The organism is Luteimonas soli (assembly GCF_042648865.1).
Lineage (GTDB): Bacteria > Pseudomonadota > Gammaproteobacteria > Xanthomonadales > Xanthomonadaceae > Luteimonas > Luteimonas soli.
The window spans coordinates 1,025,597-1,042,562 of the sequence record NZ_JBHRYA010000007.1 but is presented as its reverse complement, the minus strand read 5'-3'; the positions used below and the strand labels follow the sequence as shown (position 1 = coordinate 1,042,562).

The following is a 16,966-nucleotide window of genomic DNA, read 5'->3' as shown; positions in this document are numbered from 1 at the left end:
TTTTCCTAGGAAAGTTCTGAATAACTGTCGTCATCCCCGCGAAAGCGGGGACCCAGTGTCTTATGCAGTTGAGATCAAAGACGCTGGGTTCCCGCTTTCGCGGGAATGACGATCAAAAAGCGAGTTGTTCAGAGCATTCCCAGGAAAGTCCGGGGGCTGCTGACGGCCGCAGGTCGGGGCTACGTCCCCGACGGCTTTCCGGCGGGGGCGAAGGTCCAGCAGAAGGCAAAATCAAGAGCCGTCGGGGGCGTAGCCCCGACCTACGGGGTGTGCTTGTCGGGCAGGAGGGCTTCGATGGCGTCGGCGAGGATTTCGCCGGTGACGGGCTTGCGCAGGAAGCCGTCGAAGCCGGCGGCGGTGGCCTGGGGTTCGGCGTCGGGGTCGGCGCGGGCGGTGACGGCGAGCAACGGGGCGGTGAAGCCGCGGGCGCGCAGCTGGCGGGCGATCGCGAAGCCGTCGAGGCCGGGCAGGTCGAGGTCGAGCAGGGCCAGGTCGAAGCGGCGGGCGGCGGCTTCGGACAGCGCGGCCAGGCCGTGCGCGGCGTGGACGACCGCGTGGCCCTGGGCGCGCAGCAGGCCGGTGACCACTTCGGCCACGGTGGGGTCGTCCTCGACCAGCAGCAGCTGCAGCGGGCCGGCGGCACGGCCGCCGGTGACGCCGTGGGCGGGCCGGCCGGCGGGGGCCTGCGCGGCGGGCAGCGGCAGGGCGACGCTGAAGCGGGTGCCCTGCCCCGGCGCGCTATCGACTTCGATGCGGCCGCCCATGGCGTCGGCCAGTTCCTGGCAGATCGCCAGGCCCAGGCCGCTGCCGCCGTAGCGGGCGGCGGTGCGGGCGCCTTCGGCCTGTTCGAAACGGCGGAACAGGCGCTGTTTCTGCTCGTCGTTGAGCCCGGGGCCGGTGTCGCCGACCACCGCGCGCACGCCATCGCCGTGCGGTTCCACGCGCAGCGAAACTTCGCCCTGGTCGGTGAACTTGATGGCGTTGCCCAGCAGGTTGAGCAGGATCTGCCGCAGGCGCACGGCGTCGCCGCGCACCCAACGCGGCGTGTCGGCGGCCAGCGACTGTTCGAAGCGCAGGCCGCGCTTGCGGGCGACCGGTTCCATCAGCGCCACCACTTCGCGCACCAGGGCGTGCAGGTCGAACGGGCGGGCGTCGAGTTCGAGCTTGCCGGCTTCGATGCGGGCAAGGTCCAGGGCGTCGTTGACCAGCCGCATCAGGTGGTTGCCGGCGTTGCTGATCGATTCGGCATAGCCGCGCTGGCGGGCGTCCAGGTCGGTGCCCAGCAGCAGTTCGCTCATGCCCAGCACGCCGGTCATCGGGGTGCGCACTTCGTGGCCGAGGGTGGCGAGGAAGCGGCTCTTGGCCAGCGAGGCCTGTTCGGCGACTTCGCGCTGGTGTTCGGTCATCTGCCAGGCGTGGCGGCGGCGCAGGCGGCGACGGTAGTCGGTGGCAGCCTTCCACAGCAGCAGCAGCGCGGCCAGCGCGAACGCCGTGAGCGCCCAGCCGGTGCGCCACCACGGCGGCCGCACGACGAGCCGCAACACCTGCTCGTGCGCGGCGCCGCCGGCGGCGTCGGCGGCGCGCAGGCGCAGCGTGTACCTGCCGGCGGGCAGGCCGGTGAAGCTGCGCTCGCCGACGGCGCCCTGCTGCACCCAGTCGGTGTCGAAGCCTTCGAGCTTCGACCAGTAGCGGTTGGAGCCGGGGTCGTCGTAGGCGAGCAGGCGCGCGCGCACGATGAACTCGTGCTCGTCGGGCGACAGGGTCATCCGTGGCTGCAGCGGCACGTCTTGCCAGCGGCCGTCGCGGCGCACGGCGAACGAGTCCAGGCGCAGTGTTGGCACGGCGGGCGCGGACTCGACGGTGGTGGTGTCGACCAGCACGATGCCGCCGTCGGCGGTGCCGGCGGCGAGCATGCCTTCCTCGGTGAGGACGATGGCGCGGTCGAGGAATTCCTGGCTGCCGATGCCCTGCTGCACGCCGTAGCGGCGCAGCAGCCGCGACGACGGGGTCCAGCGGAACAGGCCGCGCGAGGTGGACATCCACACCCGGTGCTGGCCGTCCACGCGCAGGCCGCCGGCGCCGACCGAGGGCAGGCCGTCGGCGGCGCCGGCCGCGTCGGTGCGCCGCCACTGGCCGCCGCTGCGCTCGTAGCGCTCCAGGCCCGACAGGCGCTGCAGCCACAGGGCGTCGGGGCCGTCGAAGTCGAACGCGAACACGCGCGTGCCCGCGGTGGCGGCCACTGCAACGAACTTGCCGCTGGCCGCGTCCAGGCGCGCCAGGCCGGCGGCGGTGGCGATCCACGGCTGGCCGTCGGCGTCGAAGGCCATCGCCTCGGTTTCGCCGTTGCCCACGGCGCTGCCATCGCCGGCCGGCCAGGTCTGCAGCGCGGCGCCGCTGACGGGGTCGCGCTGCTGGATGCCGCCGCCCTGGCTGGACAGCCACAGGCTGCCGTCGGGCGCGACCCGCAGGATGTCGATGAAACCGGGCAGGACCTGGTCGGCGTCGCGGCGGTGGTTCCACTCGTCGATGGCGCCGTCGGCCGACACGCGCACCAGGCGCGCGGCCGCGCCGCCGACCCAGACGTTGCCGTGCGTGTCCTGGGTGAGCGAGAACATCCTCACGTCGCGCAGGCGGTCGCGCACGTCGTCGTCGAAGGCGGCGATCTCGCCGGCAGCGTCGATGTGTTCGATCACGCCGTTGTAGGCGCCGAACCAGACGCCGCCACCGTTGGCCGGCGCGAGGGCGCGGTAGAAGTCGCCTTCGAGCACGCCGCCGCTGCGCGAGAACTGGGCGACGTCGCGCCAGTCCGAGCGCAGGTAGCCCAGGCCAGCGCCGACGACCGGCACCCACAGCGCACCGTCGTCGGTGCGCAGCAGGGCGGACATCGGCTTGACGATGCCGGGCCCGCCCAGCGGCACCGGCACGGGGATCTGCCCCGGCTGCACGCGCCACAGGCCGCGCTGGCTGCCCAGCCAATAGGCGCCATCGTCGTCGCGCGCGATCTGCAGCAGTGCGTTGGGGCGCTCGAACATCGGCGTCCACTCGGGCTGCGACCAGCGGCCGTCGGGCGCGCGCACGTACACGCCCTGCGCGGTGCCGACCCACAGGTCGTCGCCGACCATCGTGGTGGAGTACAGCTGCGGAGTGCCGTCGATGGGCATCGGCACGCGCTGGACGCGCCCGTCCTGGAACTTCGCCAGACCCGTACGCGCGCCGATCCACAGGGTGCCGGCACCGTCGAACGCGAGCGACATGACGGTATCGGTGGGCAGGCTGTCGGGATCGCCGGGGTCGTGCCCGTAGTGGGTGATGCTGCCGTCGGGCGCGAGGTGGTGCAGGCCACCGGCGTAGTTGCCGAACCAGATGTCGTCGCCACGGCTGGTGATCGCGAACACGTCGTCGCTGCCCATCTGCGGGTGGTCGGCCTTGCGGTAGTGGCGGAAGCCACTGCGGTCGCGGTCGAGCATGCTCAGGCCGCCGTTCTCGGTGGCCACCCAGACCCGGTCGCGCGCATCGACGTGGACGAACTGGACGTTGTTGCCGGGCAGCGAGCGCGGGTCGTCCGGCTCGTGCCGCCACACACGCATGGCCAGGCCGTCGTAGCGCGCCAGGCCGTCGCCGGTGGCGATCCAGATGTAGCCGTCGCGGTCGCGGGCGATGCCGAAGAAGTCGGTGGACGGCAACCCCTGCGCGGCGCCGATGATGCGCAGGCGCGGTGTTTCCGGCACGGCTGCGCCGGCGGTGGTTGCGGCGCCCAGCAGTGCGAGCAGCAGCACGATCAATGTGCGCAGCATGGTTCCCTCCCCGACGCGCCCTCCCCGGGCGCCCGGGAATCCTCGCAACGCAGCGTTGCACGTGCAAGGGCGCGCACGGCGGCAAGTGGACGCAATGTCACGCGCAATGCCCCTAGAATCGGCCCCATGCGCCCTTCCACCGCCACTCCGGCCCGCCTGACCACGCCTTCGCCGCACGGCGCGGGTGCGTGCGCAGCATTGCTGCTGGCGGCGCTGGCGTGGCCGGGAGCGGCATTCGCGGAGGCTGCGCGCTATGCGCTCGACCCGGTGCACACGCGGGTGATGTTCGAACTCTCGCACGCGGGCTATTCGCAGGCGATCGGCACGGTGTCGGGCAGCACGGGGACGCTGGTGTTCGATCCCGACGACTGGAGCGTCGCGCGGGTGGATGTCAGCGTGCCGCTGCTGCGGCTGGACCTGGGCGATGCGAAGTGGAACCGCGCGGCGCTCGGACGCAACCTGCTCGACGGCAACGACCATCCGGCGGCCACGTTCGTGTCGACGCGGGTGGAAGGCATCGATGGGACGCATGCGTCGGTGTTCGGCACGCTGACCCTGCGCGGGGTGTCGCGCGAGGTGAAGCTGGACGTGGTGTTCAACCAGCTCGAACGCTATCCGCTGCCGCCGTTCGCGCGCACGGTGGGGTTTTCGGCGACGACGACGATCAGCCGCGAGGCGTTCGGCATCGATGCCTGGCCGGGGGTGATCGGCGATGCGGTCGCGCTGCGGATCGAGGCAGAGGCGCGGCGCGTGCGCGGCGGGGATGTCGTGGAGGAAGCGGAGGCTTCCGATCCGCCTTCCGGAGAAGCTCCGCGCGAAAAGCCGGCCCCCGCTGCACCGGCCACCGACGAAACGACTCCCGAAGACACTCCCGCAACGACGCAGGATCCGACGCCATGACCTGGAAGAACACCGCCGACCGCTGGGGCCCGGTAAGCCAGCTGCTGCACTGGCTGATCGTGCTGCTGGTGCTGGTGCTGGCCATCGTGGGCCTGACCATGGGCGAGCTGCCGAAGACGCCGAAGTATTTCTGGGTGTACACGATGCACAAGTCGACCGGCATCACGGTGCTGGTGCTGGTGCTGGTGCGCATCGCCTGGCGGCTGTACGCGGGCGCGCCGAAGCCGGTGCCGGGCACGCCGACGTGGCAGGCGCGGATTGCTTCGTTGACCCACTTCGCGCTGTACGCGCTGCTGCTGGCGATGCCGCTGTCGGGCTGGCTGTATGACTCGGCCAGCGGCCTGCGCCCGTTCCGCTGGTACGGCCTGGCGGAGATGCCGAAGCTGTCGGCGCCGAACGAAGGCTTGAGCGAGTTGTCCCATGATGCGCACGAGCTGCTGTTCTGGGTGCTGGTGGCGCTGGTGGTGATGCATGCGGCGGCGGCGTTCTACCACCACCTGTTCCAGAACGACGCCACGCTGACCCGGATGCTGCCCGGCCGCCGCCGCACTCCGGAATGACCCAGGTCGGGGCTACGCCCCCGACGCCCCGCGAACCAGCAGACCCCACACGCAGGAGCCCCCCATGTCCCGCAAGCTCACCACCCCCGCCGCCGTCGCGGCCAGCCTCGTCGCCCTGATGGTCGCCGCCCCCGCCCTCGCTGCCGACTACGTGCAGGCCGCCGGCTCCACGCTGGCATTCGCGACCAAATACGACGGCGAGGTGTTCACCGGCACCTTCCCGGGGTTCTCGACCAGGCTCAGCTTCGACCCGGCCGACCTGTCCAACTCGAAACTCGACGTCACCATCCCGCTGGCCGGCACGGACACCGGCAACGGCGACCGCGACGACACGCTGCGCAGCGCGGATTTCTTCAACGTGGCGAAGTTCGCACAGGCGCGCTACAGCGCGACGAAGTTCCGCAGCCTCGGCGACGACCGCTATGCCGCCGACGGCACGCTGGAGCTGCGCGGCGTGAGCAAGCCGGTGACGCTGACCTTCACCTGGACCCCGGGCGCCGCGCCGGTGCTGGCGGGCAAGGCGACGCTCAAGCGCCTCGACTTCGGCGTCGGCGGCGGCGACTGGGCCGACACCGACACGATCCCGGACGAAGTGGCGGTGAGCACGCGGGTGGTGCTGAAGCCGGCCGGGTAGGCCGCGCGACGGGAAAGCGGCTTCAGGCCGCGAGCTTTGGCCCGTCCCCCTGCGAAGGCAGGGGGAGGTTGGGAGGGGGTGCCCACGGTTCGCACTGATCCGAAAGGCACCCCTCCCCAACCCAGCCCTTCTCCGACACAGCGGGAGAAGGGCTCGCCGTGGTCGACACGCATTCCGTGACGCCCGCCGCCCCTTTCCCGCCCACACCCATCCTCAACCCGGGACCGACCCTAGGTAGGGCACGCCCCGGATGGCCCGTGCGTCGGGCCGATGCTGAAATCGTCGGCGACTCGAGCCCCGGGGGGAGCTCGGCTTCTAAATCCCGCGAATGCCAAGGAGCCCCGATGAGCGTCTCAGCCGTCAATTCCAACAGCAACGTTGCCGCCAATACCCCGCAGAACAGCCATGCCGTGCAGCACGGCGATACGCTGGCGGCCATCGCCAGGCAGAACGGCGTTTCCGTCGACGCGCTGCTTGCGGCCAATCCGCAGATCAGCAATCCCAACCTCATCTACCCCGGCGACCGCATCGACATCCCCGGCGGCGGCAATGCCGCACCGGCCGCGGCGGCCGGCGGCTCCACGTCCCCGGCGGCCGACGTGGCGGCGGCCAACGGCGAGTTCGACTACAACCGGATTTCCGGCGTGGAGGGCAACCCCAACGTCACCCCGGAATTCATCAACGAGGTCGAGGCCATGGCCGCCCGGCTCGGCACCAAGCCCGAGTACCTGATGGCGGTGATGAGCTTCGAGACCGGCGGCAGCTTCTCGCCGGCGCAGGCCAACAACGCCGGCAGCGGCGCGACCGGCCTGATCCAGTTCATGCCGAGCACGGCCGAAGGACTGGGGACGAGCACCGCCGCGCTGGCGCAGATGAGCTCGGTGGAGCAGCTGCAGTACGTCGAGCAGTACTTCAATGAGCGCGCCTCGGGCAGCGGCGACCTGTCCACGCTCGAAGGCGTGTACACCTCCGTGCTGTACGGCTCGCCGAAGTCCGATCCCAACTCGACCCTGTGGTCCAGCGGCAGCGTCGAATACAAGTGGAACAGCGGCCTGGACAGCAACGGTGACGGCCGCATCACCGCGGGCGAGGCCTCCAACGCGGTGCGCGGACGCGTGGACGGCGACATCGACGAGGGCGGCTCGACCGTCCCCAGCCAACCCAGCGACCCCTCCGATCCTGGCGATGGCGGCGACACCGGCAGCAGCCCCGGCACCGGCGCCAGCTACACCGTGCGCTCCGGCGACACCCTGTCCGGCATCGCCGCGGCCAACAACATGTCGCTCGACGCGCTCATCGCGGCCAACCCGCAGATCAGCAACCCCAACCTGATCTATCCGGGCCAGTCGATCAACCTGTCCGGCAACGGCGGCGGCAGCTACAGCGTGCGCAGCGGCGACACCATGTCCGGCATCGCCGCGGCCAACAACATGTCGCTCGACTCACTGATCGCGGCCAATCCGCAGGTCAGCAACCCGAACCTGATCTATCCGGGCCAGCAGCTGAACCTGCCTGGCAGCAGCGGCACGCCGGGGACTTCGGATACTTCCGGGACATCCGGCACCTCCGGGACTTCAGGCACGTCCGGGACCTCGGGCACATCGGGCGCCGGCAATGGCGACGTGGTGGGCATCGCCGAGCAGTTCCTCGGCCGCAACGCCGGCGACCTGAAGGGCAGCGGCGAGCTGCCGATGGAATCGTGGGTCCCCAACGACGTCAACTGCGCCAACTTCGTCACCGCCGTGCTGCAGGAGGCGGGCCTGATCAACTGGCACGACAACACCGTGGCCGGCACGTCCAGCAGGCTGCAGGCCGAGGGCTGGACCGTGGTGCCCGCATCGCAGGCCAAGCCCGGCGACGTGTGCATCCTCAACTACGGCGGCCACGTCGAGCTGGTGGCCAGCAACAACAATGGCGACATCCAGCTGATCGGGTCGAACAACATCAACCCCGACGGCTCGCAGCAGGTGAGCTACGGCAACCCGTACGGCAACGCCTACTACCTGACGCCGCCCTGAGCCTTCGTGTGATGACAGGCAGCGGCGAACCCCAATCGCCACTGCCTGCCGGCCCGGCCCCCCGGGCCACCTGCGGACGGTCGCACCAGCGGCCGTCCGTTTTTTTGTGTGTGGGGGCGCAGATCGGGGTTACATCCCCGACGGCTTTTGGCGTGACATCCGGATTCGCGGCATCGGGGGCGTAGCCCCTTGGCAACTTGCGGGCACGCGCGGCGTCGGGGGCGTAGCCCCGACCTACGGCCCTCCCCGGGATTGCCGGGGTGTTTCGCGCGCGCTTACTCCTCGAACAGCTCGTGCGCGACGCCGTACTTGTCGGGCCACGCCAGCCACACCATGTCGGTGGGGCCGATGGCGTCCGCGCGCAGCTGCCACTGGCCGTCCGCCTTCTGCAGCAGGGCGACGTAGTCGGGGGAGACGTAGCCCTGCTTCGCGGCGTCCGCCAGCGGCGTGCCGGCGTAGTCGATGACGCTGCCGTCGGCATTGAGCATGCGCACGTACACGAACGCCCAGCCGTCACCGGCGCGGAGCTGTTCGACTTCGAAGCGCACGTCGTCGCGCCCCAGCTTTTTCTGCACCGGCGCGCGCGCCGCGTCGAGGAGCTGTTCGCGCTCGGGGCTGCCCTTTTCGGGGGTGTGGATGCCGTCGTCGGCGTGGCTGCTGTTCATGAGGATCATGCCCAATAGGATGGCGGGAAGGAGTTTTCGCATTGGTCGAGTTCCTGGCGCGGCGATGCGCGGCCGCGAACGGGACCAGTATCGTCGCCCTGGCCTGAAGACCGGGACTAGGGCGGACCCTATTGCGCCTGCGACAACCAGGCGCGGACGCGGTCCGCATCGAATGGCCAGTCCAACTCTGCGCCGCTGACCGTATCACGCAGCACCGGAACCCGCATCCCGTACGCGGCTTCCAGTTCATCCACGTCGTCGATCCAGACGCTGTCGAACTCCGGCGCGCGCGCCGCGGCCAGCACGGCAAGGGCCTGGTCGCACAGCGGGCAATCGTCGCGCTGGAACAACTGCAAGGTCGTAGTCACATTCATGTCGGGGGGCGCGGCGTGGAACGTGGCGGCGGCATAGAATAGCCCCATGGCCGTCAGCACCTTCGACCTCTACAAGATCGGCATCGGTCCGAGCTCCTCGCATACCGTAGGCCCGATGCGCGCCGCGGCGCGTTTCGTCGAGCACTGGCTGGAAGAATCCGGCCGGCTGCAGGACGTGGCCCGCATCCGCGCGGAGGTGTTCGGCTCGCTGGCCCTGACCGGCCGCGGCCACGGCACCGACAAGGCCGTGCTGATGGGCCTGGAAGGCCAGTGGCCCAACCTGATCGACCCCGATGTCATCCCCGCCGCGCTCGAGCGCATCCGCGGCGAGAAGCGCGTGCAGCTCGGCGGCAAGCACGCCGTCGCCTTCGACGAGAAGCGCGACCTGGTGATGAACAAGCGCCAGAAGCTGCCCTACCACACCAACGGCATGCGCTTCACCGCCTTCGATGCCGACGACGCGGTGGTGGCCACGCGCGATTACTACTCGGTGGGCGGCGGCTTCGTCGTCAACCAGGACGAGGCGGCCGAGGACCGCATCGTCGCCGACACCACGCCGGTGCCCTACCCCTTCAGCAGCGGCAACGAGCTGCTGGCGCAGGCGCGCGACAACGGGCTGACGATCGCGCAGCTGATGCTGGAGAACGAAAAGTCCTGGCGCAGCGAAGACGAGGTGAAAGCCGGGCTGCGCGAGATCTGGGAGGCGATGCAGTCGTGCATCCAGCGCGGCATCCGCCAGACCGGCACCCTGCCTGGCGGCCTGCACGTTTCGCGGCGCGCGCCGGCGCTGTACGAAGAGCTGTCGTCGCGGCCGGAAGCGGCGATGCGCGACCCGCTGACCACGCTCGACTGGGTCAACCTCTACGCGCTGGCGGTCAACGAGGAGAACGCCGCCGGCGGGCGCGTGGTGACCGCGCCGACCAACGGCGCAGCCGGCATCCTGCCCGCGGTGCTGCGCTACTACGACCGCTTCATCCCCGGGTCGAACGAACAGGGCGTGTTCGATTTCCTGCTGACCGCATCGGCCGTTGGCATCCTCTACAAGGAAAACGCCAGCATCTCCGGTGCCGAGGTCGGCTGCCAGGGCGAGGTGGGCGTGGCCTGTTCGATGGCCGCGGCGGGATTGACCGCGGCGCTGGGCGGCAACCCGAGCCAGATCGAGAACGCCGCCGAGATCGGCATGGAGCACAACCTGGGACTCACCTGCGACCCGATCGGCGGGCTGGTGCAGATCCCCTGCATCGAGCGCAACGCGATGGGCGCGGTGAAGGCGATCAATGCCTCGCGCATGGCTCTGCGCGGCGACGGCAAGCACAAGGTCAGCCTGGACAAGGTCATCAAGACCATGCGCGACACCGGCCGCGACATGCAGGACAAGTACAAGGAAACCTCGCGCGGCGGCCTGGCGGTGAACGTCATCGAGTGTTGACGTAGGTCGGGGTTACATCCCCCGACGGTTCCTGGCGGCGTGGTCTCCGGATTCGTGGCGTCGGGGGCCGGGCATCTCGAATGACGCGGGCGTCTTCTGGCACCTCCCCCGCGAAGGCTGGGAGGGGGTGGTCACGGTTCGCGCTGACCCGGAAGGCACCCCTCCCCAGCCCTCCCCTGCCTTCGCAGGGGAGGGAGCAAAAGCTCCGGCTTCAGCCGCATCCACGAGGGCCCCGTTCACGAATCGACGGCACCGCCATTCCTATCCTTGGCGCGGTCTGTCACCGGATTCCGCCATGCGCTGCACGTTCCACGCCCTGCTTGCCCTCGCGATCGCGCTGGTCGCCGCTCCCGCGATCGCCGAAGAGCCGCCCTTCTACGGCCCGCAGCTCGAAGGTTTCGCCTACCCGCACCCGGTCAAGCGCTTCGAATTCGATTCGCAGCGGCAGAAGCTGTCGATGGCCTACATGGACGTCGCACCCGCCGGCGAACCCAACGGGCGCACGGTGCTGCTGCTGCACGGCAAGAATTTCTGCGCCGCGACCTGGGAGTCGACGATCGCCGCGCTCGCCGGCGCGGGCTATCGCGTGGTTGCCGTCGACCAGATCGGGTTCTGCAAGTCGAGCAAGCCGCGGCGCTACCAGTTCTCGCTCGGACAGCTGGCCGACAACACGCACGCGCTGCTGCGGTCGCTGGGGATCACGCGCGCGGTGGTGGCCGGCCACTCGATGGGCGGCATGCTGGCCGCGCGCTACGCGCTGCAGTATCCGCTGGCCACCGGGCACCTGGTGCTGGTCAACCCGATCGGCCTGGAGGACTGGCGCGCCGAAGGCGTGCCATGGCGCAACGTCGACGCGTGGTACGCGGGCGAGTTGAAGACCAGCCCTGAAGGCATCAAGGCCTACCAGCGGAAGTTCTACTACGGCGGCAAGTGGAAGCCGGAGTACGACCGCTGGGTACAGATGCTCGCCGGCATGTACGCCGGCCCCGGCAAGGAAGCGGTCGCCTGGGACCAGGCGCTGGCCTCGGACATGATCTTCAACCAGCCGGTGGTGTACGAATTCCCGCGCATCCGCGTGCCGACCACGCTGATGATCGGCCAGCGCGACCGCACCGCGATCGGCCGCGACCTCGCTTCACCGGAACTGGCCGAGCGCCTGGGCGACTATCCCGAACTCGGCAAGCGCGCGGCGCGACTGATCCGCAACTCGCGGCTGGTGGAATTCGACGACCTCGGCCACTCGCCGCAGGTGGAGGCGCCGGAGCGCTTCAACGCGGCGCTGCTCGAAGCGCTGGAGTGACCCCCCAGCCCCGCCACGCGCGGCTTATTGCAGCGCGCAATGAAAACGTTTTCACGAACGGCTAGGGTGGTCGCCCGGGCGGCGGTTCCGTGCCCGGCACGCCACCACCTGGAGGACACCGGCATGACCACCGACACCGGCCGTCGCAACCTCATCAAGCTGCTGGGCGCGGGGGCGCTGGGCCTGGGCGTCGGCGGCGTCCACGCACAGGCGAAACCCGGGGCCGGCAAGGCGCCGGCCAAGGCGCGCGAGGGCGCGCCCAACATCATCTTCATCATGACCGACGACCAGTCGCAGCACGCGCTGGGCATCTACGGCAACAAGATCCTGAAGACGCCGAACATGGACCGCATCGGCAACGAGGGCATCCGCTTCGACAAGAGTTTCGTCACCACTTCGGTGTGCGCGCCCAGCCGCGCCTCCTACCTGACCGGCCTGTACGCGCACAGCCATGGCGTGACCAGCAACGGCGAGGAGCCGGGCTGGTACGAGCAGATGGGCCTGCGCCCGGACCAGATCACCTATCCGATGCTGTTGCGGCAGGCCGGCTACCACACCGCGGTGGTCGGCAAGTGGCACATCAAGTCGCTGCCGCGCGGCTTCGACCACTGGGCGATCCTGCGTGGCCAGGGCAGCTATTTCGACCCGCAGTTCATCGTCAACGACGCGCCGGTGCGCTTCCGCGGCCACACCGACGACGTGATCGGCGACCAGGCGATGGCCTACCTGCGACGCCGGCCGAAGGACCAGCCGTTCTGCCTGTGTTACCAGTTCAAGGCCCCGCACGGACCGTGGGAACCGGACCCGCGCTTCTACGACGCGTTCAAGAACGTCGAGATCCCGCTGCCGCCCGGCTTCGGCGAACCGAGGCCGGACGACGCGCCGGTGGCGTTCTCCAAGACCACGCAGGAAATCGCCAACATGGGCGACTTCTTCCACAAGGCCGAACGCCGCCCGCCGCTGGTCGACAAGGACCTGCCCGAGGAGCAGCGCCTGCACGAAGTGTTCCAGGCCTTCGTCCGCAACTACTACCGCGTGCTGCTGGGCGTGGACGAGAACGTGGGCCGGGTGCTCGACTACCTCGACAAGGAAGGCCTGGCCGATAACACCATCGTCGTCTACACCTCGGACAATGGTTTCTTCCTCGGCGAGCACGGCTTCTATGACAAGCGGATGATGCTCGAACCGTCCATCCGCGTGCCGATGCTGCTGCGCTGGCCGAAGCGGATCAAGGCCGGGCAAGTCGACGACAAGGACATGGTGCTCAACATCGACGTGGCGCCGACGCTGCTGGACCTGGCCGGCGTGACCCCGCCGGACTGGATGCAGGGCCGCAGCTGGAAGCCGCTGCTGGAAGGCAAGGATGTCGACTGGCGCGAGGACTTCCTCTACGAGTGGTTCGAATACCCGGCCGTGCACTGCGCGCGCAAGCACCGCGGCGTGCGCACCGATCGCTGGAAGCTGATCCATTTCTGGGAGATGCCGGACGAGTGGGCGCTGTACGACCTGCAGGAAGATCCCGACGAGATGGACAACCTGATCGACGACCCCGCGCACGCGGAACTCGTCGCACGGTTGAAGACCCGCATCACGCAGCTGCGCGCGGAAACCGGCGACGTCGATCCGCCAGGTTACGTGCCACCGAAGCTGGAGACGGGGAAATGCCCGGCGTAAACCGACCGGGACCCGGTACGAAAAGCATGTCGGGGGCGTAGCCCCGACCTACGGCAAATCGCGCGGCGCGTCCGGGATGCCCCCGCCGACGCAGGTCGGGGCTACGCCCCCGACGGCTTCGAAGACGAAGGTGCGCGCGACTCCTGCGGGAGCCGTGCGATGCGGATCACGTCGTCGAGCAGGGCCGCGGCGGTGACTTCGGCGCCGGCGCCCGGGCCCTGGACCACCAGCGGCTGTTCGCGGTAACGGTCGCTGGAGATCGCCACGCGGTTGTCGGTACCGCTCCCGCCGCACAGCGCATGGTCCGCCGGCAGCGCGCGCAGGCCGACGTCGGCCACGATCCCTCCTGCGGCATCCGCCTCGAAGCGGCCGACGAAGCGCAGGCGCGCGCCGTCGCGTTCGGCCTGCCGGCGGCGTTCGCGCAGCGGTACGTCCAGCGACGGCAGCAGGCCATCGACCGCCACGGCGTCGGCCCGCGCAAGCGCTTCAGGCACCAGCGACTCCACGCGGACGTCGTCCGGATGCAGGGACAGGCCGGCGGCGCGCGCGAGGATCAGCAGCTTGCGGCGCACGTCCTCGCCGGACAGGTCGATTCGCGGATCGGGCTCGGTGTAGCCGGCATCGCGCGCCTCGCGCACGAAATCCGAGAACGGCCGCTCACCGTCGTAGTGGTTGAACAACCAGCCCAGCGAACCCGAAAGCACGCCCTCGACGGCGTGGATGCGGTCGCCGCCGGCGACCAGTTCGCGGATCGAGCGCAGCAGCGGCAACCCGGCGCCGACGGTGGCGCTGTCGCCGTAACGTGCACCACCGTCGCGCTGCGCACGGACGATGGCCTGTGCGCGCAGCAGGTCGGCGCCGTTGCCGAGCTTGTTGGCGGTAACCACGTGGATGCCGCGCGCCAGCCATTCGCCATGCCAGCCGGCGACCAGGTCGCTGGCGCTGGCGTCGACGAGGATGTCGCCGCGACGCAGCGCCTCGGCCTCGACCCACGGCGACCACGGGCCCTGCCGCGCCGGTGCGGCGCGCAGGCGCTCGAGGGCGCGTTCGGGGATGTGGTCGCTGCACGGATCGAGTGCGCGCGAGTTCGACAGCCAGGCGAACGCCGGCAGCGGCACGCCGGCTGCCCGCAGCGCGTCGCAGCGGGCGACGAACGCGCCGCCGACGTTGCCGGTGCCCAGCAGCGCCAGCCGTGGCGGCGTGGCGGGGCGTGCGGCCGTTGCCGGCAGCGGCAGGGAGACGACGTTGTTCATGCGTCCCCCCGTGCGGCCTGCGCACGCCGGCCGCCTTCGATCACGGCCTGTGCGCGGTCCAGCGCGGCGGCAAGATCGGCCTGCAGGTCGCCCTGCGCCTCGATGCCGACCGACAGTCGCAGCAGGGCGTCGGAGATGCCGGCTTCCGCGCGCGCCTCGGGCGACATCGCGGCATGCGTCATCGTTGCCGGATGCGCGACCAGGCTTTCCACGCCACCCAGCGATTCGGCCAGGGTGAAGCACTGCAGGCCATCGAGGAAGGCGCGCACCGCGGCTTCCTGCGCGGCGCCTTCGCCGCCCAGTTCGACCGACAGCATCGCGCCGAAGCCCTTCTGCTGCCGCGCCGCCAGCGCGTGGCCCGGGTGCGAGGACAGACCCGGGTAGTACACGGTCGCCACCGCCGGATGCACGTCGAGCTGTGCGGCGATCGCTGCCGCGTTCTCCTGGTGCACGCGCAGCCGTGCGTCGAGCGTGCGCAGGCCGCGCAGGGTCAGGAAGCTGTCGAACGGCGCTCCGGTGATGCCCAGGCAGTTGGCCCACCAGCTGAACTTTTCGTGTAGCTCCGGCGTGCGCGCGACCACCGCGCCGCCGACCACGTCGCTGTGGCCGTTGATGTACTTGGTGGTCGAATGCACCACCGCGTCGGCGCCGAAGTCGGTGATCGGCGCCTGCAGCGCGGGCGAAAGGAAGGTGTTGTCGACCACCGCCAGCGCGCCGGCGCGGTGGGCGGCGTCGATCACGAAGCGCAGGTCGGTGACGCGCAGCAGCGGGTTGGAGGGCGTCTCGATCCACACCACCTTCGGCACGGGGTCGAACGCGGCTGCCAGCGCGCGCGGGTCGGTCAGGTCGGCCAGCACCAGTTCGAACGCGCCCTTGGCCGCCAGCGCCTTGAACAACCGCCAGCTGCCGCCGTAGCCGTCGTGCGGCACGACCAGGCGGTCACCCGGTTCGAGCAGCGCGTGCAGCACAAGGGTGATCGCGGCCATGCCGGTGGCGGTGATGGTGCCGCCGGCGCCGCCTTCGAGTTCGGCCAGCGCCTCGCCGAGCAGGTCGCGCGTGGGGTTACCGCTGCGGGTGTAGTCGTACTGCCGCTTGTCGTTGAAGCCGGCGAAGCTGAAGTTCGACGACAGGACCAGCGGCGGGGTGACCGCGCCGAAGGCCTCGTCGCGGTCGATGCCGGCGCGCACGGCGCGGGTGGCGGGGGCGCGGCAGGTGCTGTCGGTCGAAGCGTCCTGGAAGCTCATGCAATGTCTCCGTTGTCGCGCAGCGCATTCGCCAGGATGGCGTCGATGCGGTCGGTTTCCTTGAGGAAGGCGTCGTGGCCGTAGGACGAGCGCAGCAGGCGCAGCTTGCCCAGCACTCCCAGGCCTTCGACCAGGGCGACGGCATCGGACAGCGGCACCAGCCAGTCGCCTTCCACGGCGACCACGGTGGTCGGGGCACGCACCTGCGCAGGGTCGACGCGCTGCAGGTCGATCGATTCGGACAGGCGCAGGAAGGCGGTCACCGGCGTGCGCCCGACGTAGCGCGCGCCGACCGCATCGAGGTAGTCCTCGGCGGCCACGCGCACGCGGCCGTGGACGAGTTCGGGCGCGGCATCGAAGCGCTGTTCGAATTCCTGCGGCGTGCGGTACGACAGCATCGCGAACTGCCGCGCCAGCGACAGCCCCTGCCCGTCCGCGCACTGGAGTTGGCCGAGTTCGACCGCCTTGCGCTGCAGCGCACGCCACGCAGCCGCATACGGGTGCGGGCGATGCGCGCCGCTCACCGCGACCAGCCGCCGCACGCGCAGCGGATGCCGCGCCGCCAGCTGCAGGCCGACCAGTGCGCCATACGAGTAGCCGACGAAGGCCTGCAGCGCGTCGATATCCAGCGCGTCGAGCAGGCCGGCGACCGCGTCGGCCTGGTCGGCCGGGTCGATCAGCGCGTCGAGCGTGCCGTCGGCGCCGACGTAGTCGAAGGCGAGGATGCGATGGCGCGCCGGGTCGAGCGCGCGCCCGGCGCCGACCAGGTCGTTCGCCCAGCCGGCCTCCGGGAACTGCGCGCTGGCCGCGACGTGGCGGTGCGCGGAGATGCCGCCGGCCACCAGCACCACCGGCGCGTCGGCCGCGCCGATCGCCTCGAACGCGATCCGCACGCTGCGCACGCCGGCGTGGCGCATCGGCAGCAGCAGGTCGACGTGGCCGCGCAAGGCGGTGACCGTGGCGCTCGCGGGCGGTTCCGGCGCGTAGCCGGTCGGCTGGAAGCGAGGAGCGGGATTGGTTTGCCGGGCTGGGCTTTCGACGAGGCTCATGGGCGCGTTCCGATGGCGGGAAAGGCCATCAAGGCGCGCGGGGCATGCCGGAAGGGGCCGCATCGCGGCACG

General features: G+C 70.5%; 13 protein-coding genes. 7 read left to right on the top strand and 6 right to left on the bottom strand.

What is annotated here, in order from left to right; all coding sequences use genetic code 11:
- Window positions 1-260: 260 nt before the first annotated feature.
- Window positions 261-3,794: a hybrid sensor histidine kinase/response regulator gene (locus ACFONC_RS12130; RefSeq protein ID WP_386744389.1), complete on the bottom strand. Its 3,534-nt coding sequence runs from the start codon at window positions 3,792-3,794 to the stop codon at window positions 261-263.
- 126 nt (window positions 3,795-3,920) lie between these two features.
- Between ACFONC_RS12130 and ACFONC_RS12125 the strand changes: the two genes are divergently transcribed.
- The 4 genes from ACFONC_RS12125 to ACFONC_RS12110 all read left to right on the top strand — a co-directional run bounded on the left by ACFONC_RS12125 (window position 3,921) and on the right by ACFONC_RS12110 (window position 7,906).
- Window positions 3,921-4,694, top strand: coding sequence for a YceI family protein (locus ACFONC_RS12125; RefSeq protein WP_386744388.1), 774 nt, complete (start codon window positions 3,921-3,923; stop codon window positions 4,692-4,694).
- Window positions 4,691-5,254, top strand: a complete 564-nt coding sequence (locus ACFONC_RS12120; RefSeq protein ID WP_386744386.1) for a cytochrome b — start codon at window positions 4,691-4,693, stop codon at window positions 5,252-5,254. Before ACFONC_RS12125 ends, ACFONC_RS12120 begins: the two co-directional genes overlap by 4 nt.
- Window positions 5,255-5,318: 64 nt before the next feature.
- Entirely contained in the window at window positions 5,319-5,888 is a 570-nt protein-coding gene (locus tag ACFONC_RS12115) for a YceI family protein (RefSeq protein WP_386744385.1), read from the top strand.
- 344 nt (window positions 5,889-6,232) lie between these two features.
- Window positions 6,233-7,906, top strand: coding sequence for a LysM peptidoglycan-binding domain-containing protein (locus ACFONC_RS12110; RefSeq protein ID WP_386744383.1), 1,674 nt, complete (start codon window positions 6,233-6,235; stop codon window positions 7,904-7,906).
- Between the two features lie 275 nt (window positions 7,907-8,181).
- Here ACFONC_RS12110 and ACFONC_RS12105 read toward each other — a convergent pair whose 3' ends face one another.
- Together ACFONC_RS12105 and ACFONC_RS12100 are read right to left on the bottom strand one after the other, a co-directional pair.
- Window positions 8,182-8,571, bottom strand: a complete 390-nt coding sequence (locus tag ACFONC_RS12105; protein WP_386744382.1) for a hypothetical protein — start codon at window positions 8,569-8,571, stop codon at window positions 8,182-8,184.
- Between the two features lie 128 nt (window positions 8,572-8,699).
- A complete protein-coding gene (locus tag ACFONC_RS12100) occupies window positions 8,700-8,945 on the bottom strand; it encodes a glutaredoxin family protein (protein ID WP_386744665.1) in 246 nt (81 codons plus the stop codon).
- 46 nt (window positions 8,946-8,991) lie between these two features.
- Here ACFONC_RS12100 and ACFONC_RS12095 point away from each other — a divergent pair, with 46 nt between their 5' ends.
- The 3 genes from ACFONC_RS12095 (at window position 8,992) to ACFONC_RS12085 (ending at window position 13,348) form a co-directional block, all read left to right on the top strand.
- Window positions 8,992-10,374: an L-serine ammonia-lyase gene (locus ACFONC_RS12095; protein ID WP_386744380.1), complete on the top strand. Its 1,383-nt coding sequence runs from the start codon at window positions 8,992-8,994 to the stop codon at window positions 10,372-10,374.
- A gap of 295 nt (window positions 10,375-10,669) precedes the next feature.
- The gene (locus ACFONC_RS12090) at window positions 10,670-11,674 is read left to right on the top strand and encodes an alpha/beta fold hydrolase (RefSeq protein WP_386744379.1); all 1,005 of its coding nucleotides are present in this window, start codon (window positions 10,670-10,672) and stop codon (window positions 11,672-11,674) included.
- 123 nt (window positions 11,675-11,797) lie between these two features.
- The gene (locus tag ACFONC_RS12085; RefSeq protein ID WP_386744377.1) at window positions 11,798-13,348 is read left to right on the top strand and encodes a sulfatase family protein; all 1,551 of its coding nucleotides are present in this window, start codon (window positions 11,798-11,800) and stop codon (window positions 13,346-13,348) included.
- A 101-nt stretch (window positions 13,349-13,449) separates the two neighbouring features.
- On the opposite strand, the gene ACFONC_RS12080 is transcribed toward ACFONC_RS12085, so the two are convergent.
- From ACFONC_RS12080 to metX, 3 genes are read right to left on the bottom strand one after another with little or no spacing between them, the layout of a single operon-like run.
- Complete coding sequence (locus tag ACFONC_RS12080) at window positions 13,450-14,601, bottom strand: homoserine dehydrogenase (protein ID WP_386744375.1); 1,152 nt, start codon at window positions 14,599-14,601, stop codon at window positions 13,450-13,452.
- On the bottom strand, window positions 14,598-15,845 hold the full coding sequence (gene metB / locus ACFONC_RS12075; protein ID WP_386744373.1) for a cystathionine gamma-synthase: 1,248 nt from the start codon (window positions 15,843-15,845) through the stop codon (window positions 14,598-14,600). The genes ACFONC_RS12080 and metB overlap by 4 nt, the downstream gene beginning before the upstream one ends.
- Window positions 15,842-16,957 (bottom strand): homoserine O-succinyltransferase MetX, encoded by a 1,116-nt coding sequence (gene metX / locus ACFONC_RS12070; protein WP_386744371.1) that lies wholly within the window; start codon window positions 16,955-16,957, stop codon window positions 15,842-15,844. Before metX ends, metB begins: the two co-directional genes overlap by 4 nt.
- Window positions 16,958-16,966: the final 9 nt, after the last annotated feature.